This is a genomic window from Streptomyces scopuliridis RB72 (assembly GCF_000718095.1).
Classification (GTDB): domain Bacteria; phylum Actinomycetota; class Actinomycetes; order Streptomycetales; family Streptomycetaceae; genus Streptomyces; species Streptomyces scopuliridis.
The window spans coordinates 23,486-46,587 of record NZ_JOEI01000039.1 but is presented as its reverse complement, the minus strand read 5'-3'; the positions used below and the strand labels follow the sequence as shown (position 1 = coordinate 46,587).

Annotated in this window: 6 protein-coding genes and 1 pseudogene; 3 read left to right on the top strand and 4 right to left on the bottom strand. The window is 72.6% G+C overall.

Translation table 11 applies throughout. The features are described from left to right. The 3 genes and pseudogenes from IF11_RS0134175 to IF11_RS0134165 all read left to right on the top strand — a co-directional run. Positions 1–11,293, top strand: an 11,293-nt coding sequence (locus IF11_RS0134175; RefSeq protein ID WP_157848470.1) for a type I polyketide synthase, incomplete at its 5' end; no start/stop codon positions are given. 60 nt (positions 11,294–11,353) lie between these two features. Continuing rightward, a pseudogene (locus IF11_RS0134170) lies at positions 11,354–17,512 on the top strand (type I polyketide synthase); the annotation flags it as partial. A gap of 85 nt (positions 17,513–17,597) precedes the next feature. Then, positions 17,598–18,782, top strand: a complete 1,185-nt coding sequence (locus IF11_RS0134165) for a cytochrome P450 (protein ID WP_030355692.1) — start codon at positions 17,598–17,600, stop codon at positions 18,780–18,782. A gap of 91 nt (positions 18,783–18,873) precedes the next feature. Here IF11_RS0134165 and IF11_RS0134160 read toward each other — a convergent pair whose 3' ends face one another. The 4 genes from IF11_RS0134160 to IF11_RS0134145 all read right to left on the bottom strand — a co-directional run bounded on the left by IF11_RS0134160 (position 18,874) and on the right by IF11_RS0134145 (position 22,853). Then, on the bottom strand, positions 18,874–19,074 hold the full coding sequence (locus IF11_RS0134160) for a ferredoxin (RefSeq protein WP_206300613.1): 201 nt from the start codon (positions 19,072–19,074) through the stop codon (positions 18,874–18,876). 50 nt (positions 19,075–19,124) lie between these two features. Further along, positions 19,125–20,300 (bottom strand): cytochrome P450, encoded by a 1,176-nt coding sequence (locus tag IF11_RS0134155; protein WP_030355690.1) that lies wholly within the window; start codon positions 20,298–20,300, stop codon positions 19,125–19,127. A gap of 81 nt (positions 20,301–20,381) precedes the next feature. Continuing rightward, a complete protein-coding gene (locus IF11_RS0134150; RefSeq protein ID WP_030355689.1) occupies positions 20,382–21,437 on the bottom strand; it encodes a DegT/DnrJ/EryC1/StrS family aminotransferase in 1,056 nt (351 codons plus the stop codon). Positions 21,438–21,449: 12 nt separating this feature from the next. Then, positions 21,450–22,853, bottom strand: a complete 1,404-nt coding sequence (locus IF11_RS0134145) for a glycosyltransferase (protein WP_030355688.1) — start codon at positions 22,851–22,853, stop codon at positions 21,450–21,452. Positions 22,854–23,102 lie beyond the last annotated feature (249 nt).

Sequence of the window (23,102 nt, the reverse complement as noted above, 5' to 3'; positions counted from 1 at the left end):
CTCGCTGGCCGGTGAGTTCGTGGACGCGTCGCTGCGGCTGGTCGGCCCCGGCGGCCGGTTCCTGGAGATGGGCAAGACCGACATCCGGGAGGCCGCCGAGCTGCCCGAGGGCGTGCATTACCAGTCCTTCGACCTCGGCTGGGTCGGCCCCGACGGCATCCAGCGGATGCTGGTCGAGTTGGGCGAGCTGTTCGACCGCGGCGTACTGGAGCCGCTGCCGGTCCGGTCGTGGGACGTACGGCGGGCGCGCGACGCGTTCCGGTTCATGAGCATGGCCAAGCACATCGGCAAGATCGTGCTCACCATGCCGCCCGTATGGAACCCCGAGGGCACGGTCCTGATCACCGGCGGCACGGGCGGTCTGGGCGGTGTGCTGGCCCGCCACCTCGTCGCGGAGCGCGGCGTACGGCACCTCGTGCTCACCAGTCGGCGCGGAGTGGAGGCCCCCGGAGCCGCCGAACTGGCGGCGGAACTGCGGACCATGGGCGCGGAGGTGTCGGTCGCCGCGTGCGACGTGGCGGACCGGGAGGCGCTGGCCGAGCTGCTGACGTCCGTCCCCGCCGCGCACCCGCTGACGGCCGTGGTGCACACGGCGGGTGTGCTGGACGACGGCATCGTCGGCTCACTGACCCCCGAGCGCCTGGCCGGTGTGCTGCGTCCCAAGGTCGACGCGGCGTGGAATCTGCATGAGCTGACCCGCGATCTCGATCTGGCCGCGTTCGTGGTGTATTCGTCGACGGCCGGCGTCATGGGCAGCCCCGGACAGGCCAACTACGCGGGAGGCAACACCTTCCTCGACGCGCTGGCCGCGCACCGCCGCGCCCAGGGACTGCCCGCGCTCTCGCTGGCCTGGGGCGCCTGGGAGCAGGGCGTGGGCATGACCAGCACGCTGGAGGACCACGACGTACGCCGGGTCAGCAGCGGGTCCGGAATGCCGCTGCTCTCGGTCGAACAGGGCCTGGCGCTCTTCGACGCCGCCACCGCGAGCGACGAGGCGCTCGTCGTCCCGCTCTCCATCGGCGGCGGCGCGATCCCCTCCGCGGCCGGTGTCCCGGCCCTTCTGCGCGGGCTCGTACGGACCGGCCGCCGCGCCGCGAAGAGCGGAGCCGCCGGAGTGTCCCGCGCGGGCCTCGTCGAGCGGCTGGCCGCGCTGCGCGAGAACGAGCGGCCCCGGCTGCTGACCGACCTCGTCCGCGCTGAGGCGGCGGTGGTGCTCGCGCACTCCTCGCCCGAGGCCATCGCCGTGGAACGGGAGTTCAGGCAGCTCGGCTTCGACTCGCTGACCGCCGTCGAACTGCGCAACCGGCTGGCGTCCGCCACCGGACTGACGCTGCCCGCCACCCTCATCTTCGACTACCCGACACCGGCCAGGCTCGCCGCGTATCTCCTCGACGAACTGGTCGGCGAGGACGACGTCGCGGCCGTCACCGCGCGCGAGTCGCGCGACAGCGCCGACGCCACCGACGACCCGATCGCGATCGTCGGCATGAGCTGCCGCTTCCCCGGCGGCGTGGAGTCCCCCGAAGGGCTCTGGGAGCTGGTGCTCTCGGGCGGCGACGCCATCTCAGGCTTCCCCGACGACCGAGGCTGGGAGGCCGACGCCTCCATCGGCGCGATCGAGGGCCAGGGCGGATTCCTGCGCGACGTCGCCGACTTCGACGCCGGATTCTTCGGCATCTCGCCGCGCGAGGCCCTCGCCATGGACCCGCAGCAGCGCGTCCTGCTCGAAGTCTCCTGGGAGGCGGCGGAACGCGCGGGCATCGACCCGGCCACCCTGCGCGGCAGCCGCACCGGCGTCTTCGTCGGCGTCAGCGGCCAGGACTACGTCGGCCTCGTCATGCGGTCGAAGGACGACATGGCGGGCCACGCCACCACCGGCCTCGCGGTCAGCGTCGTCTCCGGCCGGCTGGCCTACGCGCTGGGCCTGGAGGGCCCCGCGATGTCGGTCGACACCGCCTGCTCGTCGTCCCTCGTCTCGCTGCATCTCGCCGCCCAGGCGCTGCGCAGTGGTGAGTGCTCGCTCGCCCTCGCGGGCGGCGTGACGGTGATGACCACCTCCGCGAACTTCGCCGGCTTCTCCCGGATGGGCGGACTGGCCGGCGACGGCCGGTGCAAGGCGTTCTCCGACTCCGCCGACGGCACCGGCTGGTCCGAGGGCGCGGCCGTGCTGGTCCTGGAGCGGCTCTCGGACGCGCGGCGCAACGGACACCAGGTGCTGGCGGTCGTACGGGGCTCCGCCGTCAATCAGGACGGCGCCTCGAACGGGCTGACGGCCCCCAACGGGCCCGCGCAGCAGCGCGTGATCCGGCAGGCGCTCGCCAACGCGGGGCTCTCCCCGGCCGAGGTCGACGCGGTCGAGGCGCACGGCACCGGCACACCGCTCGGTGACCCGATCGAGGCCCAGGCGCTGCTGGCCACCTACGGCCAGGACCGCGACCAGGACCTGCCGCTGCTGCTGGGCTCCGTGAAGTCCAACATCGGCCACACCCAGGCCGCGGCGGGCGCCGCCGGCCTGGTGAAGATGGTGATGGCGCTGCGGCACGGGACGCTCCCGAAGACGCTGCATCTGACCGAGCCGTCAAGCCATGTCGACTGGTCGGCGGGGGCCGTGGAACTGCTCTCCGACACCACCGCGTGGCCGGAGACCGGACGCGCCCGCCGGGCGGGCGTCTCGTCCTTCGGGATCAGCGGCACGAACGCGCATGTGGTCCTGGAGCAGGCCGACCCGGAGCGGGACACCGCCGAGGGCGGGCCGGTCACGCCCGGGGTCGCCCCGCGCGCCGTGCCGTGGCTCGTCTCGGCCAAGAGCGAAGCGGCGCTGGACGGACAGCTCGACCGGCTCAGGGCCTTCGCGCGGGAGCACACCGAGATGTACGGCCGGTTCCCGGTCTTCGCGGAGGCGCTGGACTCCGTACTGACCGCGCTGGACGCCGAGTTGGGGCGTTCGCTGCGTGGGGTGATGTGGGGCGACGACGCCGAGCTGCTGAACGACACGGGCTTCACTCAGCCGGCGTTGTTCGCGGTCGAGGTGGCGTTGTTCCGGTTGGTGGAGTCGTGGGGTGTGGTCCCGGACTTCGTCGCCGGTCATTCGATCGGTGAGATCGCGGCGGCACATGTGGCGGGGGTGTTCTCGCTGGAGGACGCGGCCCGGCTGGTGGCGGCCCGTGCTCGGCTGATGGGGGCGCTGCCGGCCGGTGGTGCGATGGTCGCGGTGCAGGCGACGGAGGACGAGGTCCTTCCGTTGCTGTCCGGCGAGGTGTCGATCGCCGCCGTCAACGGCCCCTCGTCCGTGGTGATTTCGGGCGCCGAGAACACCGTGCTGGAGGTCGCGGCCCGACTGGAGGCCCAGGGCCGCAAGACGAGCCGGCTGCGCGTCTCGCACGCGTTCCACTCACCGCTGATGGACCCGATGCTGGACGAGTTCCGCACCGTCGCCGAGGGCCTGACGTACGCCGAACCGGCCCTTCCCGTCGTGTCCAACCTGACGGGCGGTCCCGCGACGGCCGGCGAACTCTCCAGCGCCGACTACTGGGTACGCCATGTCCGCGAGGCCGTCCGCTTCGCCGACGGCGTACGCGCGCTCGCCGACCGGGGCGTCGGTACGTTCCTGGAGCTGGGCCCGGACGGGGTGCTCTCCGCGATGGCCCGCGAGTCCGTGCCGGCCACCGCCGTGGTGGTCCCGGCGCTGCGCAAGGACCGTGACGAGGAAGCCGCGCTGGTCACCGCGGTGGCCCGGCTGCATGTCGCGGGTGCCGCCGTCGACTGGACCGGGGTCTTCGCGGGCACCGGCGCGCGCCAGGTTGATCTGCCGACCTACGCCTTCCAGCGTGAACGGTTCTGGCCCGAGGTGGTCGGGGCCGCGCCCGCCGACGGTACGGACCCGGTCGACGCGGAGTTCTGGGCCGCCGTGGAGCGGGAGGATCTGGAGTCCCTCGCCGCCGGACTGGACGTGGACGGCGACTCGCTCGGGGCCGTACTGCCCGCGCTGTCGTCGTGGCGCACCCGGCGCAAGACCCGCTCGGCCGTGGACGCGTGGCGCTACCGGCAGAGCTGGAAGCCGCTGACCGTCAGCGGCTCCGCGGCCACGCTGTCCGGGACCTGGCTGGTACTGGCGCCCGCGCCGGGGACCGCCGACGCGTGGGTGGCCTCGCTGATCGACGGGCTCGGCCCGGCCGCCGTACGGGTCGACACCGGCGCACTCGACGCGACCGGCCTGGTCGCCCGGCTGACCGAGGCCGCCTCGGACGCCCCGGCGGAGATCGCGGGTGTGGTGTCGCTGCTGGCCCTGGACGAGTCGGCCGGCCCGGCCGGTGTGCCCGCCGGGCTGATCGCCACCGCCGCACTCACCCGCGCGCTCGGCGACGCGGGCATCACGGCCCCCCTCTGGGCCGTCACGCGCGGCGCCGTCTCACCCGTCCACTCCGAGCCGCCGGCCAGTCCGGCGCAGGCCGCCGTCTGGGGCCTCGGCAGAGTCGCGGCGCTCGAACACCCCCGCCAGTGGGGCGGGCTGGCCGATCTGCCCGAGGAGCTGGACGAGCGGTCCGTACGGCGGTTCATCGCCGTCCTGGCCGGCCGCGACGGCGAGGACCAGGTGGCGGTCCGCGCCTCGGGCGTGTTCGGCCGCAGGATGACGCCCGCGCCCAGCACGGAGAGCGCGGGGGCCGCCGAGGAGCGGTGGCAGCCGTCCGGCACAGTGCTCATCACCGGCGGTACGGGCGCGCTCGGCGCCCATGTCGCACGCCGGCTGGCGAGCGAGGGCGTCGGGCATCTCGTACTGCTGAGCCGCCGGGGCCCGGACGCGCCCGGCGCCGAGGAGCTGCGGGCGGAACTGACCGCTCTCGGCGCGCGGGTCACCCTCACCGCCTGTGACGCCGCCGACAGGGACCAGCTGAGGCGCGTCCTCGCCGCCGTCCCCGAGGACGCCCCGCTGACGGGTGTGGTGCATACGGCGGGGGTCCTGGACGACGGGGTGCTGGCCGGGCTGACGGCCGAGCGGTTCGAGACGGTGTTCCGCGCGAAGGTCGCCTCGGCGCTGCTGCTCGACGAACTGACCCGGGATCTCGATCTGTCGGTGTTCGCGCTGTTCTCCTCGGTGGCGGGCGCCGTGGGCAACCCCGGCCAGGCCAACTACGCCGCCGCCAACACTGTCCTCGACGCACTGGCCGAGCGGCGCCGGTCCCTCGGTCTGCCCGCGACCTCGATCGCCTGGGGCGCGTGGGACGGCGGCGGCATGGCCGGCCAGTCCGCCCCCGCAGGTCCGTCCGCTCACCAGGCGGGACCGAGCGCGCTCGACCCCGCTCTCGCGGTCTCCGCGCTGCTCCGCGTGGTGGTGGAGCCCGAGCCGACCGTGGTCCTCGCCGACCTCCAGCAGCCGCAGCTGCTGAGCGCGCTGCTGAGTCTGCGCCCCAGCCCGCTCCTCGCCGATCTGCCCGAGGCGCGCAAGGCGCTGACAGCGGTACGGGAAGCGCGGCGGGAGAGCGAATCGGCCGCGTCCGGGCTGCGTGAGCGGCTGAGCGTGGCGACCGGGGCCGACCGGACCGCCGTACTGCTCACCCTCGTCCGTACCCAGGCCGCCGCCGTCCTCGGACACACCGGAGCCGACGCGATCAGGGGCGACAAGGCATTCCGCGATCTCGGCTTCGACTCGCTGACCGCCGTCGAACTGAGCAACCGGCTCACGGAGACGACCGGTCTGGCGCTCCCCGCCGGCCTGGTCTTCGACTATCCGAACCCGCACGCGCTCGCCGGCCATCTCCTCACCGAACTGCTCGGCGAGGAGACGGGGGAGAAGACCGGGGCGCGTACCGGACCCGGCGCCCCGGGCACCGCCCTCGCCGGGGTCACCGACGACCCGGTCGTCATCGTCGGCATGGCCTGCCGCTTCCCCGGCGGGGTGCGCTCGCCCGAGGACCTGTGGCAGCTGCTCACCGAAGGCCGGGACGGCATCGCGGAGTTCCCCACCGACCGTGGCTGGAACCTCGATGTCCTCGCGGGCGACGGCCAGGGCCGCAGTGCCACGCGCGAAGGCGGATTCCTCTACGAGGCCGCCGACTTCGACCCGGGCTTCTTCGACATCTCACCGCGTGAGGCCCTCGCCATGGACCCGCAGCAGCGGCTGCTGCTGGAGACCGCGTGGGAGGCGTTCGAGCGCACCGGGACCGATCCGGCCTCGCTGCGCGGCAGCCAGACCGGGGTGTTCGTCGGCACCAACGGGCAGGACTACGCCAATCTGATCCTCCGGGCGAACGAGGACGTGGAGGGCCACGCGGGCACCGGTCTGGCCGCCAGCGTCATCTCCGGCCGGCTCTCCTACGCCTTCGGCTTCGAGGGCCCCGCCGTCACCGTCGACACCGCCTGCTCCTCCTCCTTGGTCGCGCTGCACTGGGCCGCCCAGGCGCTGCGCGCCGGTGAGTGCTCCATGGCGCTGGTCGGCGGTGTCACCGTCATGTCGACCTCGACCAGCTTCGCCGGGTTCACCCGCCAGGGCGGTCTGGCCCCGGACGGGCGCTGCAAGGCGTTCTCCGACTCGGCCGACGGCACCGGCTGGTCGGAAGGCGTGGGTCTGGTGGTCGTCGAGCGGCTGTCGGACGCCCGGCGCCACGGCCACGAGATCCTGGCCGTGCTGCGTGGTTCCGCCGTCAATCAGGACGGCGCCTCCAACGGACTGACCGCCCCCAACGGCCCTTCCCAGCAACGGGTCATCCGTCAGGCCCTCGCCTCCGGCGGTCTGACCCCCGCGGACGTGGACGCCGTCGAGGCCCATGGCACCGGCACCACCCTGGGCGACCCCATCGAGGCGGGGGCCCTCCTCGCCACGTACGGACGTGACCGCGACCCCGAGCGGCCCCTGCTGCTCGGATCCGTGAAGTCGAACCTCGGCCACACCCAGGCCGCCGCGGGTGTCGCGGGTGTGCTGAAGATGGTGCTGGCGCTCCGGCACGGCAGGCTGCCCAGGACGCTGCATGTCAGCGAGCCCTCGACCCGGGTCAACTGGTCCTCGGGCGCGGTGGAGTTGCTGACCGAGCAGCGGGAGTGGCCGGAGACCGGGCACGCCCGCAGGGCCGGTGTGTCGTCCTTCGGGATCAGCGGCACCAACGCGCATGTGGTCCTGGAACAGGCCCCGCGGGCCGAGCCGGTGGCCCCGGCCCCGGCCCCCGAGGTGGCCCCGGCCGCCGTGCCGTGGCTCGTCTCGGCCAAGAGCGAAGCCGCGCTGGACGCACAGCTGGACCGGCTGCGCTCCTTCGTGGCGGACCGCCCCGGGCTCTCCCCGCTCGACCTCGGCCGCTCGCTGGCCGAGAGCCGGTCGGCCTTCGAGCACCGGGCCGTGCTCATGGCTCCGGGCGGCAGCTCGGACGCGTCGCAGGTCGCCAGGGGAGTGGCCGTGGAGCGGCCGGCAGCGGTCCTCTTCTCCGGCCAGGGCAGCCAGCGACTGGGCATGGGCCGCGAGCTCTATGAGCGCTTCCCGGTCTTCGCCGACGCGCTCGACTCCGTACTCGCCCATCTCGACGGGGAGTTGACCCGTCCGCTGCGCGAGGTGATCTGGGGCGACGACGCCGGGACGCTGAACCGCACCGCGTACACCCAGCCCGCGCTGTTCGCGATCGAGGTCGCGCTGTTCCGGCTGGTGGAGTCGTGGGGGGTGACCCCGGACTACGTGGCGGGTCACTCGATCGGTGAGATCGCCGCCGCCCATGTGGCCGGAGTGTTCTCGCTGGCGGACGCGGCAAGGCTGGTCGCGGCCCGCGCGCGGCTGATGGAGGCGCTGCCCGAGGGCGGTGCCATGGTCGCCGTGGAGGCCACCGAGGACGAGGTACGGCCGCTGCTCTCCGGCGAGGTGGCGATCGCCGCCGTCAACGGACCCACGGCGGTGGTCATCTCCGGCGCCGAGGACCAGGTCCTGAAGACCGCGGAACGTCTGGCGGCCGGGGGACGCAGGACGAGCCGGCTCCCGGTGAGCCACGCGTTCCACTCGCCCCTGATGGACCCGATGCTGGAAGGCTTCCGGACGGTCGCCGAGAAGCTCACCTACGAGGCGCCCCGTATCCCGGTCGTCTCGAACCTGACCGGCGAGCCGGCCACGGCCGGTGAACTGTGCTCCGCCGGCTACTGGGTACGGCACGTCCGCGAGGCGGTCCGCTTCGCCGACGGCGTACGGACCCTCGCGGGCAAGGGAGTCGGTACGTTCCTGGAGCTGGGCCCGGACGGTGTGCTCTCCGCCCTGGTCCACGCGTCCGTACCGGACGAGGCCGTCGTCGTGCCCGTCCTGCGCAAGGACAGGCCCGAGGAACTGACCGCCGTCACCGCGCTCGCCCGGCTCCACGCGCACGGTGTCCCCACCGACTGGACCGGGATCTTCGCCGGTACGGGCGCGCGCCGGGTGGAACTGCCGACGTACGCCTTCCAGCGCGAGCGCTACTGGCCCTCGGTGTCGTCCGCCGTCGCGGGCGACGCCTCCGGCCTCGGTCTGGTGGCCGCCGGGCATCCGCTGCTGGGCGCGGCGATGACGGTGGCCGGCTCCGACGATGTGGTGCTGACCGGCAGGCTGTCGCTCCCGGCGCACCCCTGGCTGGCCGCGCACCGGATCTCCGACGGGCCCGTGCCGCTGCCCGCGGCGGCCTTCGCCGAGCTGGCCGTACGCGCCGGTGACGAGGTGGGCTGCGAGCTGATCGAGGAACTGACCGTGGAGAGCGGGCTGTTCGTGCCCGAGGAGGGCGCGGTACGGATCCAGGTGCGGGTGGGCGCCGCCGACGAGGCAGGCCGCCGCAGCCTGGACGTACACGCCCGCCCCGAGGCCGGGTCGGATCTGCCGTGGACCCGGCACGCCACCGGAGTACTGGCCGCCGGTGACGGCGAGGTGACACCGGACGAGGAGTTCGACACCTCCGTCTGGCCGCCGTCCGGTGCCCAGGTGGTGGAGTTCGAGGAGGACGACGCCGGCCCGCGCACCGCCTGGCGGCGGGACGGCGTGGTGTTCGCGGAGGTCGCGCTGGACGAAGAGGCGGACAGGGGCGGCGCGTTCACGATCCATCCGACGCTGCTGGACGCCGCCGTCCGCGCGGCGGGACTGCTGGACACCGACGCCACGGCCGAGGGCGTCGAAGCGTTCGCCTGGCGGGGACTGACCCTGCACGCGGGCGCCGCCACGGCGCTGCGGGTACGGCTGACCGACACCGGCCAGGACACCGTGTCGCTGGTGGCCGTCGACGCGGACGGCGCGCCGGTGATCTCCGTACGCTCGCTGGCCGTTCGCCCGGCCGCCGACGCGGCTCCCGCCGAGGCGGGAGCCACCGGAGAGCGGGCCTCGCTGTTCGGCGTCGTCTGGGAGGCGGCTCCCGCCCCGGAGGCACCCGCGTCCGCCGGTCTTCGCTGGGCGGTCGTCGGTGCGGACCCGGCGGGCCTGGCGACCGCGCTGGACGCGGCGGGCCCGGCGGACGGAGTGCCCGCCGTACGCGCCGGGTCGCTCGCCGAACTCCTGGACAGTGAAGGGCTGTTGCCGGACGTCGTCCTGGCCCCGGTCATCGGCGACCCGTCCGGCGCGGAGGACGTTCCCGGCGCCGCGCGGACCATGACGACCGCCGCTCTCGACCTGCTGCGCGCCTGGTCCGCCGACCGGCGGACCGCCGTATCGCGGCTGGTGTTCGTCACCCGGCGCGCGGTCGCCGTCGGCGCCGAGGACGTACGGGACCTGGCCGCCGCCCCCGTATGGGGCCTGGTCCGCTCCGCCCAGTTGGAGGAGCCCGGCTCCTTCCTGCTGCTCGACCTCGACGACACCGACGCCCTGGGCAAGGCTCTCACCGCCCTGCCGGGGCTGCTGGAGGCCGCCGAGTCCCAGGCGGCGCTGCGCGACGGCGCCGTACAGGTCGCCAGGCTCGCGCGGCTGTCCGAGAGCGGAGTCACCCCGCCGCCGGACCGGATCCGGTCCTGGGACCGCGACGGTACGGTGCTGATCACCGGCGGCACCGGCGGCCTCGGCAGCACGCTCGCCAGGCATCTGGTGACCGCGCACGGCATGAAGCATCTGCTGCTGGCCGGCCGGCGCGGACCCGACGCGCCCGGCGCCGAGGAACTGCGGGCCGAACTGACCGCCCACGGCGTCGAGGTGACCGTCGCCGCCTGCGATGTCGCCGACCGTACGGCGCTCGGCGCGCTGCTGGCCGCCGTACCCGCCGAACACCCGCTGACCGCCGTGGTGCACACCGCCGGCGTGCTCGGCGACGCCACCATCGGCTCGCTCACCCCGGCCCTGATCGACCGGATACTGCGTCCGAAGGCGGACGCGGCCTGGCAGTTGCACGAGATGACCCGCGAACTCGCCCCCGGTCTGGCCGGGTTCGTCCTGTACTCCTCGGTCGCCGGTCTCATGGGAGGTCCGGGGCAGGGCAACTACGCCGCCGCCAACACCTTCCTGGACGCGCTGGCCGCGCACCGCGCCGCCCTCGGTCTGCCCGCCGTGTCGCTCGCCTGGGGCCCCTGGACCTCGGACACCGGGATGACCGGCACCCTGAGCGACACCGATCTGCGCCGCATTTCCCGCTCGGATCTCGCCCCGCTGTCGGTGGAACAGGGACTCGCGCTGTTCGACGCGGCGAACGCCCGTGACGAGGCACTGGTCGTGCCGGTGCGGATCGCCGCCGGAGCGGGCCCGGCGACGGTTCCCTCGACGGCCGAGATCCCCGGGATACTGCGCGGACTTGTCCGGACCAAGCGCCGTACGGCCGCCAACCGGAGCCGTGCCACCGGCGCCAACCGGAGTCGTGCCACCGGTCTGACGGGGCGCCTGGAAGGGCTGAACGCGGAGGAGCGGGAAGCGGCGCTGGTGGAGCTGGTGCGAACCGAGACCGCCGCCGTACTGGGACACGCCACCCCGGACGCCGTCCCGGCCGACCGGGACTTCAGCCGGCTGGGCTTCGACTCGCTGATGGCGGTGGAGCTGCGCACCCGGCTGACCGCGGCCACGGGGGTACGGCTCTCCGCCACCCTCGTGTTCGACCACCCCACCCCGCTCGCCGTCGCCGGGCATCTGCTGCCGGCGCTGTTCGGCGCGGACACCTCCGGGACGGACGGCTCGCCGCTGGCGGCGCTCGACCAGCTGGAGGCCGCGTTCACCGACGGCACGCTCGACGAGGTCACCAGGACCGGGGTCGCCGGCCGGCTGCGCCGGCTCCTCGCGCGGTGGGACGGAGCCGCCCCGGAGACCGGCGAAGCCGTGGTCACCGAACGGATCGAGGCCGCCAGCGCCGACGAGATCCTCGCCTTCATCGACAACGAGCTCGGCAGGTCAACGGATTCCTGACAGGGGCCCACTCCCTTCGCACGCGATACATCTGAGGAAGGTTCACGGACGATGCCGGACGAAAAGAAACTCGTCGATTACCTGAAGTGGGTCACGGCGGATCTGCACCAGACCCGCCAACGACTCGAAGAGGCCGAATCCGGCCGTCACGAACCGGTGGCGATCGTCGGGATGGGATGCAGGTTCCCCGGCGGGGTCCGGTCCCCCGAGGACCTGTGGGAGCTGCTCGCCGACGGCCGCAGCGCCATCTCCGGATTCCCCGACGACCGCGGCTGGGACCTGGACGTGCTCGCCGGTGACGGACAGGGCCGCAGCGCCACCCAGGAGGGTGGATTCATCGACGACGCGCCGCGGTTCGACCCGGGGTTCTTCGACATCTCGCCGCGCGAGGCGCTGGCCATGGACCCGCAGCAGCGACTGCTCCTGGAGGTGGCCTGGGAGGCCATCGAGCGCTCCGGCATCGACCCGGCCGGCCTGCGCGGCAGCAGGACCGGTGTCTTCGTCGGCACCAACTCCCAGGACTACGCGCACCTGGTGCTCGCCTCGCGCGACGACATGGGCGGCTACGCGGGCAACGGCCTCGCGGCGAGCGTCATGTCGGGCCGGCTCTCCTTCGTCCTCGGGCTCGAAGGCCCCGCGGTCACCCTCGACACCGCCTGCTCGTCCTCGCTGGTGACCCTGCACCTCGCCGCGCAGGCCGTACGCAACGGCGAATGCTCGCTGGCGCTGGCCGGCGGGGTGACCGTGATGGCGACCTCCTCCAGCTTCGCCGGGTTCAGCGTCCAGGGCGGACTGGCCGCCGACGGGCGCTGCAAGGCCTTCTCCGACGCGGCGGACGGCACCGCCTGGTCCGAGGGCGCCGGTCTGCTGGTCGTGGAACGGCTGTCCGACGCCCGGCGCAACGGACACCCCGTCCTCGCGGTGCTGCGCGGCAGCGCGGTCAACCAGGACGGCGCGTCCAACGGTCTGAGCGCGCCCAACGGCCCTTCCCAGCAACGGGTGATCCGCCAGGCACTGGCCGGCGCCGGACTCTCCCCGTCCGAGGTGGACGCGGTCGAGGCGCACGGTACGGGAACCACCCTGGGCGATCCGATCGAGGCGGGCGCCCTACTCGCCACGTACGGCCAGGACCGCGAGCCCGAGCACCCGCTGTGGCTCGGCACGGTCAAGTCGAACATCGGACACACACAGGCGGCGGCGGGTGTCGCGGGTGTCATGAAGGTCGTGCTCGCGCTCCGCAATGGCGTGCTGCCCCGCACGCTGCATGTGGACGAGCCCTCCTCGCACGTGGACTGGACGGCCGGTGACGTACGGCTGCTGACCGAGCCGGTGGAGTGGCCGGAGGGCGACCGGGTACGCCGCGCCGGTGTGTCGTCGTTCGGTATCAGCGGCACCAACGCGCATGTGCTCATCGAGCAGGCGCCGCCCGCCGAGGCGGCGGAGGAGCCCGCGCCGGCGCCGGTCGTCACGCCGAAGGCCGTGCCGTGGCCGGTGTCGGGCCGCGGCGGGGCCGCGCTCGACGCGCAGCTGGACCGTATTCGCGCCTTCGCGGACGCGCGCGGCGCCGACCCGCTCGACCTCGGCTTCTCGCTCGCCACGACCCGCTCCGCGTTCGAGCACCGCGCGGTGCTGCTGGCCACGACGGACACCGAGGACGGGGCACCCGTCGAGGTGGCGCGCGGGGCCTCCGGCAAGGGCGCGCTGGCCGTGCTCTTCTCCGGCCAGGGCTCGCAGCGCATCGGGACGGGCCGGGAGCTGTACGCGCGGTTCCCCGTCTTCGCCGAGGCCCTGGACTCCGTACTGGCCCAGCTGGACGGGGAGTTGGACCGTCCGCTGCGCGAGGTCATCTGGGGCGACGACGCGGACGCGCTGAACGACACGGGCTTCACCCAGCCCGCGCTGTTCGCCGTCGAGGTGGCGCTGTACCGGCTGGTCCGGTCCTGGGGCGTCAAGCCGGACTTCCTGGCGGGGCACTCCGTCGGTGAGATCACGGCCGCGCACGTGGCCGGGGTGTTCTCGCTGGAGGACGCCTGCCGGCTGGTCGCGGCGCGCGCCCGGCTGATGCGGGAGCTGCCCGCCGGGGGCGCGATGGTCGCCGTACGGGCCACCGAGGACGAGATCACGCCGCTGCTCACCGACCGGGTCTCGGTCGCCGCGGTCAACGGGCCCGACGCGGTGGTCGTCTCGGGCGACGAGACCGCGGTGCTCGACCTCGCGGCCCGGCTGGCGGCCGAGGGCCGCAAGACCAGCCGGCTCGCGGTCAGTCACGCGTTCCACTCGCCGCTCATGGAGCCCATGCTCGACGCGTTCCGCGCCGTGGTGGAGGGCCTGGCCCCCCAGGAGCCGGCCGTGCCGGTCGTCTCGAACCTGACCGGCGAGGTGGCCACCGCCGGTGAACTCACCGACCCCGGCTACTGGGTGCGCCATGTCCGCGAGGCCGTGCGGTTCGGCGACGGTGTGCGCACGCTCGCCGGGCGAGGCGTACGGACCTTCCTGGAACTGGGCCCGGACGCGGTGCTCTCCGCCCTCGTACCGGAAACCGTCCAGGACCCGGCCGTGACGGCGCTGCCCGTCCTGCGCAAGGACCGGCCCGAGGAGACCGCGGCCGTGACGGCGCTCGCCGGGCTGTACGCGCGCGGTGTCGCGGTGGACTGGAACGGGCTGTTCGCCGGCACGGGCGCGCGCCAGGTGGAGCTGCCGACGTACGCGTTCCAGAACGAGCGGTACTGGCCCACGGTCCGCGCGGTCAGCGGCGACGCCTCGGGTCTCGGTCTGGTGGCCGCCGGGCATCCGCTGCTCGGCGCCGCCGTCACGATCGCCGAGTCGGACGAGACCCTACTGACCGGCAGGCTGTCGGCGCAGTCGCATCCCTGGCTCGCCGACCACCGGATCTCCGGCCGGATCGTGCTGCCCGGCGCGGCCTTCGCGGAACTGGCGATCCGGGCCGGTGACCAGACGGGCCACGACCGCGTCGCGGAACTGACCCTGTCCGCCCCCCTCGTACTGGCCGGTCGCGACGCGGTCACCGTGCAGGTACGGGTGGGCGCGCCGGACGAGTCGGGAAACCGGCCCGTGACGGTGCACTCCCGCCCCGCCGACCGCGACACGGACGGCTGGACGCCGCACGCCCGAGGTGTGCTGGCGCCGGCCGGACAGGCCGAGGAGACCGGCGGGTTCGACACCGCCGTATGGCCGCCGCGCGACGCCAAGCCGGTCGCCCTGGACGGACTGTACGAACGGCTCACCGACGCCGGGCTCGCCTACGGGCCCGTGTTCCAGGGGCTGTCGGGCGTCTGGCGGCACGAGGGCGAGGTCTACGCCGAGGTGGCGCTGCCCCCGGCGGCCGAGGACGCCGCCGCGTTCGGCATCCACCCGGCGCTGCTGGACGCCGCCGCCCGCGCGGCCGGCTGCCTCGACCCCGACGGCGCGCCCGCCGCCGTCCCGGTGTCCTGGAACGGACTGACCCTGCACGCCGCGGCGGCCTCCGCCCTGCGCGTACGGATCTCCGCGACCGGCCCGGACGAGGTCGCGCTGAGCGCGGTCGACACGACCGGCGCTCCGGTGCTCTCGGTCGATTCGCTGGTCCTGGGCCCGCCCTCCGGTGAGCCCCGGCGGGCCACGCCCACGGCCGGCGGCACCGAGCAGGGCTCGTTCCTCACGCTCGACTGGGTGCCCGTCCCCGAGCCGGTGCCCGCCACCGGCACCCGCTGGGCGGTCGTCGGCGTCGACGAACTCGACCTGGGATACGCGATGCACCGCGCCGACGAGACCGTCAGCGCGTACGCGGAGTCCCTGACCGGCGCGGTCGGCGACAGCGGTGTCGCCCCCGATGTCTTCCTGGTGCCCGTGGTCGGCGACCCGGCGGCGGCCGGACCCGAGTCGGTGCGCACCCTCACCACCTTCGCGCTCGGCCTGCTCCAGGAGTGGCTGAACGAACCGGTCCTGGCGCGCTCACGGCTGGTCTTCGTCACCCGCGGCGCCATCGCGGTCGACGGCGAGGAGGTCAGGGACGTGGCCGCCGCCGCGGTCTGGGGCCTGGTACGGTCCGCGCAGACCGAGAACCCCGGCAGCTTCCTGCTGGTCGACATGGACGACGCGTTCCTGTCCGCGGGGGTCCTGCCCGGTCTGCTCGGCCTGGACGAACAGCAGCTGGTCGTGCGCTCCCACACGGTCAGGGCCGGACGCCTCACCCGGCTGCCCGAGAACGACGAGACCCCCTCGGCCGGCGGCGCCGCGCGCCCCTGGGACCCCGAGGGCACCGTACTGATCACCGGCGGAACCGGTGGCCTCGGCAAGGAACTGGCGCGCCATCTGGTCGCCGAGCACGGCGTACGGCATCTCCTGCTGGCCAGCAGGAGCGGCCAGGACGCCCCGGGCGTGCCGGAACTGCTCGCCGCCCTGGCCGAGCGGGGCGCCGAAGCCTCCGTGGTCTCCTGCGACCTGGGCGACCGGGAGTCGGTGACCGCGCTGATCGCCGGTGTGCCCGAGGAACGCCCGCTGACCGCCGTCATCCACACCGCCGGTGTGCTGGGCGACGCGCTCACCGGCTCGCTGACGCCGGAGCTGCTGGAGCGCGTACTGCGGCCGAAGGTGGACGCCGCCTGGTATCTGCACGAGGCGACCCGCGCTCTCGATCTGGCCGCCTTCGTGCTGTACTCCTCCGTCTCCGGTGTGCTGGGCGGCCCCGGCCAGGGCAACTACGCCGCGGCCAACGCCTACCTGGACGCCCTGGCCCAGCACCGCAGGAGCCAGGATCTGCCCGCGGTCTCCCTCGCCTGGGGTCCCTGGGGCCGGGGCAGCGGTATGACCAGCCATGTCAGCGCCGCCGACCTGGAGCGGATGGCCCGGGGCGGCATGCCGCCGCTGGCCATCGACCAGGGCCTGGCGCTCTTCGACGCCGCGCTCGTCCGGGACCGGGCCACGGTGGTCCCGACCCGGATCAATGTCGCCGGGCTCCAGGAGCAGCAGGCCCTGCCGGCGCTGTGGCGCGAGCTGGTACCCCGTATCCGCCGCTCCGCCGCCGCGGCCGACCGCTCGCCGGTCACCCTGCGCGAGCGGCTGCGGCACCTGGCGCCGGCCGAGCAGGAGAGCCTGCTCATCGAGCTGGTGGTGGGCTACTCCGCCGCGCTCCTCGGCCACCCCGACCCGAGCGATGTCGACCCCGAACGCGGCTTCCTGGAGCTGGGGTTCGACTCGCTGGTCTCCGTCGGGCTGCGCAACCAGCTCGCCGAGGCGCTGGGGCTGCGGCTGCCGAGCTCGGTGGTCTTCGACAACGCGACCCCCGTGAAGCTCGCCCGCTGGCTCCACGGGGAGCTGGCCGGGCAGTTGGCTCCCGGCACCCCGAGCACCACCGCCGGGGCCCCCGCCGTCGCGCGCGGCACCCAGAACCCGGACGAGACGCTGGAGGGTCTGTTCTACGCGGCGGTGCAGGCCGGAAAGATGGTCGAGGGCATGCGCATGCTGAAGGCCGTGGCCAACACCCGGCCGACCTTCGAGACCCCCGCCGACCTGGAGGAGCTGTCGGCGCCCGTCGTCCTGGCGGACGGTCCGAGCAGCCCCCGGCTGGTCTTCGTCAGCGCCCCCGGCGCCACCGGCGGCGTGCATCAGTACGCCCGTATCGCGGCGCACTTCCGCGGCAAGCGGCATGTCTCGGCGCTGCCGCTCATGGGGTTCGCCCCCGGTGAGCTGCTGCCGGCCACGAGCGAGGCCGCGGCCCGTATCGTCGCGGAGAGCGCCCTGCACGCCAGCGACGGCGAACCCTTCGTGCTGGTGGGCCACTCGACCGGCGGCTCGCTCGCCTATCTGGCCGCGGGCGTGCTGGAGGAGACCTGGGGCATCCGCCCCGAAGCGGTGATCCTGCTGGACACCGCGAGCATCCGGTACCAGCCGGGCGAGGGCAAGGACCTCGACAGGACCACCCGGTACTACCTCGCCGACATCGACTCGCCGTCGGTGACGCTCAACAGCGCCAGGCTCTCCGCGATGGCGCACTGGTTCATGGCGATGACCGACATCGAGACGGTGCCCACCACCGCGCCGACGATGCTCGTGCGGTGCGTGGAGTCGCTGGACGGCTTCCTGTTCGACACCGCGGGCGTTCCCGCGGACGACATCCGTGAGATCCGGGCCAACCATCTGTCCCTCGCCAAGGAGCACTCCGCGCTGACGGCGCGGACGATCGAGGAGTGGCTCGGCGGCCTGCCCGCCGGCGAGGCGTAACCCCCGGGCCGGGCGGGGCGGCGATCGTACGACGCCGCCCCGCCCGGCCCCATTACCGTCCGACCGTCCAGAGGAGAGACCCCCCATGACCACATCCCACGAGCTGCCGTCGCTCAGGGGCGTGCCGCCCACCGTGCTGCGGCTGAGCCCGCTGCTGCGCGATCTCCAGACCCGGAGCCCCGTCTGCAAGGTGCGCACCCCCGCCGGCGACGAGGGATGGCTGGTGACCCGCCACGCCGAACTCAAGGAACTGCTCCGTGACGAGCGGCTGGCCCGCGCGCACCCCGACCCGGCGAACGCCCCGCGCTATGTCCAGAACCCCTTCCTGGACATGCTCGTCACCGACGACGCCGAGCTGGCGCGGAAGCTGCACACCGAGACCCGCGCGATGCTCACCCCGAACTTCTCGGCCCGGCGCGTGCTCAATCTGATGCCGAAGGTCGAGGCCATCGCGGAAGGTCTGCTGGAGAGCTTCATCGCCCAGGGGCCGCCCGCCGATCTGCACGGCGGGTTCTCCCTGCCGTTCTCACTGTCCGTGCTCGGTGAACTCATCGGGGTGCCCGCCGAGGACCGGGGTCTGCTCGTCACCCTGCTGTCCCGTATGGGCGGTCTGGACGACCCGAACACCGTGCAGGACGGACAGCAGAACCTCTTCGGCTATCTGGTGGAGCTGGCCGGCCGCAAGAGGGCCGACCCCGGCGACGACGTGATCTCCCGGCTGTGCGTGAACGAGCCCTCGGACGAGCGCATCGGGCCGATAGCCGCCGGCGTGCTCTTCGCCGGCCTGGAGGCCGTCGCCAGCCATATCGACCTCGGCGTCGTGCTGTTCACCCTCTACCCTGAGCAGCGCGACGCGGCGCTGGGGGACCCGAAGCTGATGTCGGGCGCCGTGGAGGAGATCCTGCGCGCGGCGAAGGCGGGCGGGTCGGTGCTGCCGCGGTACGCCACCGAGGACGTCGAGATCGGCGGGGCCACCATAGGTTTCGGCGACCTGGTCCTGCTCGACTTCACCCTCTCCAACTTCGACACCCAGGTCTTCGACGACCCCGAGCTGTTCGACATCACCCGCTCGCCCAACCCGCATCTGACGTTCGGTCACGGGATGTGGCACTGCATCGGCGCCCCGCTGGCCCGGATGCAGCTGAAGACGGCGTACACCCTGCTCTTCACACGCCTGCCCGGACTGCGCCTCGGCCTCCCGGTCGAGGAGCTTCAGGTGCTGGGCGGCCAGCTCTCGGCCGGTCTCACCGAACTGCCGGTCACCTGGTAGTACGGCCCCGGTCCCGGCGGGACGGCGCGACGGGCTCTGCCCCCACCACCGGTGGGGGCAGAGCCCGTTGTGAGAGCGACGAGGCCGCCGCTCAGCTCTCCTTCACGGTGATCGCCTGGGACGGGCAGATCAGCCCCGCCTGCCGCGCTGCCTCCCGCCCCGGCTCGTCCGCCGGCTCCTCCAGGACCAGGACGATCCCGGAGTCGTCCTGGTCGAAGACATCGGGAGCCGACAGCACGCACTGCCCCGCTCCCACACAGCGTTCGGTGTCCACGCTGATGTGAACCATCATTCCTCCGTCGGTTACCTGCGGTCGTGCGTCTTCCCTCACCTGCGCCCGGTCTACCACCGGACGGGCAGGGCGTGCAGCCCGTACAGCACTCCGTCGTACTTGAGCGGCAACTCCTCGACCGGCACGGCCAGTTCCAGTGTCGGGATCCGCTCGAACAGCGTCCGGTAGGCGATGTCCATCTCGACCCTGACCAGGTTCTGGCCGAGGCACTGGTGCACGCCGTACCCGAACGCCACATGCGAACGGGCGGACCTGCTCGGGTCGAACTCGTCGGGGCGGTCGAAGACGGTCCCGTCGTGGTTGGCCGCGGCGACCAACGGGATGATGCCCTCGCCCGCCTTGATGAGCTGGCCGCCGATCTCCACGTCCTCGACGGCCACCCGGAAGGCGACCAGGTCGGCGACCGAGTAGTAGCGCAGCAGCTCCTCCACCGCCCGCTCGTCGCCGATCCACCGCGGGTTGGACAGCAGTGTGACCACACCGAGCCCGATGTTGTTCGCCGTCGTCTCGTGGCCGGCGATCAGCAGCAGCATCGAGACGCCGGACAGTTCCTGCTTGCTCAGCGTTCCCTCGGCCAGCAGCTGACTGATCAGATCGTCGCCCGGCCGCTTCTGCTTGATGGTGATCAGCCGGTTGAGATAGCGCAGCAGCGCCATGGACGCCGCCTGCCGCTGCTCGTCCGTGGAGGTGAGCGTCACCAGCACCCGGGTCTTGGTCTCGAAGAAGTCCCGGTCGGCGTTGGGCACGCCGAGCAGACTGGAGATCACCAGGGACGGTACGGACAGCGCGAAGTCCGCGATCAGATCGGCTGTGTTGCCCGCCGCGAGCATCGCGTCGATCCGCTCGTCGACGATCTGCTGGATGGCCGGCCGCATCTCCCTGACCTTGCGGACCGTGAACTCGGGAATCAGCGTCTTGCGGAACCGCCCGTGCTCCGGCGGGTCCAGCGCCACGAACCAGCCGGGCACCTCGTCCTGGGACGGGACACCGCCGGTCTTCGCCGCCCGGGGGAAGCCCGGGTGCGAGGGGTTGGAGCTGATCCGCGGATCGGTGAGGACCGTACGTACGTCTTCGTGCCGGGTCACGAGCCACACATGGACCCCGGACGGCAGCGTCGTGCGCACCAGTCCGTCCTGCTTGCGGAAGTCCTGGTACTCCGGCGGCGGAAAGGACTGGCCGGGCCGCCGCAGCGGGAAGGCGACCGGGCACCTGTCGGTAGTTGTCATCTTCTCAATTCCCCTGGGGATCGGAACTCACGAGGTCCTACGTCTAGTGCCGCGACCGGGCAAACATTGCCGGGACAGCCCTTAGGCGCCGTAGAACTTGCGGACCTTGCCCGTGATGAACTCCTGGTCCTCCGCGGTCAGCCCGGTGTGGGTCGGGAGGTAGAAGCCGTCCTCGCTGAAGCGGCTGGCCTTCAGCGAGGGCCAGTCGGGGTGGAGGTAACCGGGCTGCCGGCTCATCGGCTTGAAGAAGAGCCGGGTCTCGATGCCCTCGTCGGCGAGGAAGTCCCGCAGCTCCTCCCGGCGTTCGGCACGCAGGTCGTACATCCACAGCACATCGCGCGGCGGCATCAGCGTGATCCCGTCGATCCCGCTCAGACCCTCGTCGTACCGCCGCTCGATCTCCCGGCGGGTCTCCAGGATCGTGTCGAGCTGCTCGGTCTGCGCCAGGGCGACGGCCGCCTGCATGCTCGTCATACGGAAGTTGTAGGCCAGCTTCTTGTGCAGGAAGCTGTGGTCCTTGGTGAAGGCCATCGCCCGCAGATGCGCCATCTGATCGGCGAGGTGCTGGTCATTGGTGAGACAGATACCGCCCTCACCGGCGGTGATGATCTTGTTGGCGAAGAGCGAGAAGCAGGCGATGTCGGCCACCGGCCGCACGCCGTGGGCCTCGGCGGAGTCCTCCACGACCCGCAGGTTGTACTCATGGGCCAGATCCATGATCGCGGTCATGTCGCAGCGGCGGCCGTAGATATGCACCGGCATGATCACCTTGGTGCGGGGGGTGATCTTCTCCTCGATGAGCGAGACATCGATATTGAGATCGTCCCCGCAGTCCACGAAGACGGGCGTGGCACCGGTGTACGTCACCGCCCACGCCGACGCGATCATCGTGAACTCGGGGACGATCACCTCGTCGCCGGGGCCGACACCGAGGGCGCGCAGGGCCAGCGTGAGCGCCGTCGTACCGGACGAGCAGGCGACGCCGTGCGCGATCCCGTTGTAGTCGGCGAACTCGCTCTCGAACTTGCGGACGTACGGCCCCTGCGAGGAGATCCAGCCGTCGCTGACGGCCTCCGTCACATATTCGAGCTCACGCCCGCCGAGCCAGGGCTTGGACACAGGATGGGTGTATGACATGGAAGGCCTCGATCAGTCGGTGGCGGAAGCCGGGTCGGTGAGGGCCGGAAGGCCCAGAAGCAGATCCGCGGCGGCGGCGCGCCCGCCCGCGGCGCGCAGCAGCTCCGCGAAGTGCTCGGCGCGCTCACGGAACGCGCTGTCCTCAAGCACCCTGGTGAGCTTGTCGAACACGTCGTCCGGATCGACGGTCTCCGGACGGTCGAGGGTCAGGCTGACCCCGAAGTCCTGGCCGCGGATGGCCTGGTCGTCGCAGTCGACCCAGAGCGGACGCACCACCAGCGGCTTACCGAAGTACAGCCCCTCGTGGTAGCCGTTGCCGCCGGCGTGGGTGAAGAACACCTTGACGTTCGGATGGGCCAGCACATCGAGCTGGGACGGGACCCAGTTCTCGATCCGCAGATTGTCCGGCAGTTCGTTCTGGGGAGGCAGCAACTCCTGCTGCTCCTTGGGGAGTTTCCACAGGACCGCGTGCTTGCCCGCCAGTCGCCGTGTCACATCCACCAGCGCGCCGACCTGTTCCCGGGTCAGCCGGGTGATCGTGCCGAACCCCATGTAGACCACGGACTCCTGGGCGTCGAGCCACTCGGAGAGCCCGTCGTCGTCCGGGGCCTGCGGCAGCGGCGGCACCATCGCGCCGACCAGCCGCATCTTCTCCGGCATCGGGAACGGATAGTCCAACTCGGGCACCGAGTAGCAGAGCACCATCTCGGCATGGTCGATCCTGGCCATCATCTGGCGCGCCTCGGGCGCGATCCCCAGCTCCGTGCGGATCCGGTTGTCCTCCTCGACCACCTTGCGCATCGAGGACGTCATGAACATCCCCAGCGTCCGCAGCCGGAAGAGCTGGTTCTGCACCCGCTGCGCGAACGTCATGTCCAGCGGCAGCCCGGAGTGCGGCACCGGGAAGCCGCCCGGGGTGTACGACTTGGCGAACGGCACATGCGAGGTGAGCACATTGCTGGGCACGAACGGCACGCCCAGCACGAACGGAATCTTCTTCGTGATGGCCACCTCGTACCCGTGCTGGCACATCGACTCGATCACCATCAGCGCCGGCTTCACCTCGTCGACAATGGCTTCGAGGCGCTTGTATTTCTCCACCCGCGACTCCGGCGCGAAGGAATGCTTGATGACCGCGCGATGCGCCTTGAACCGCGAACGCTGGGTCACCTCCCGATAGGTCTCGTCGTCCCAGGTGACGGCCGACATCTGCGACACCACATCACCCAGTGACGCGAACTCCACGGGCGTTCCCACTTTGGCCGCCCCGATATCGGAGCGCCCCTTTTCGTCGGTCGCGAACCACAGATCCTCCACCCCGCGACGGGACAATTCCTCCGCCAGTACGAGCAGCGGGTTGAGAAGACCGCTTTCGGCATAACTGACGAACAGGATCGGCCGCCGAATCGAGCCCATGGACAACACCCTTCGGAAGTGGCAGCCGGAGCGATCGGTGCCACAGGTACCCACACGGCCGGTCGCCGGGTGGCCGCGCCGCGCGATGAAGCGGAACAGTTACTTGGTCTCACACCACGCTCCGGAGAATCCCTAGTCTTCCGCCGGGGGCCGCTGAATTCCTTAGGGAAAAGTACAGCGTTGGCGCCCATACGATCCGGCACGGAGAGGTGTCCGAGGCCCGACTTTCCCTAGGGGTGTGCAACGTCA

Bases quoted from the DNA above. Each gene is read 5' to 3' on its own strand.
- IF11_RS0134155 (WP_030355690.1), bottom strand. From the start codon at position 20,300: ATGACAACTACCGACAGGTGCCCGGTCGCCTTCCCGCTGCGGCGGCCC.
- IF11_RS0134160 (WP_206300613.1), bottom strand. From the start codon at position 19,074: ATGATGGTTCACATCAGCGTGGACACCGAACGCTGTGTGGGAGCGGGG.
- IF11_RS0134150 (WP_030355689.1), bottom strand. From the start codon at position 21,437: ATGTCATACACCCATCCTGTGTCCAAGCCCTGGCTCGGCGGGCGTGAG.
- IF11_RS0134145 (WP_030355688.1), bottom strand. From the start codon at position 22,853: ATGGGCTCGATTCGGCGGCCGATCCTGTTCGTCAGTTATGCCGAAAGC.
- IF11_RS0134165 (WP_030355692.1), top strand. From the start codon at position 17,598: ATGACCACATCCCACGAGCTGCCGTCGCTCAGGGGCGTGCCGCCCACC.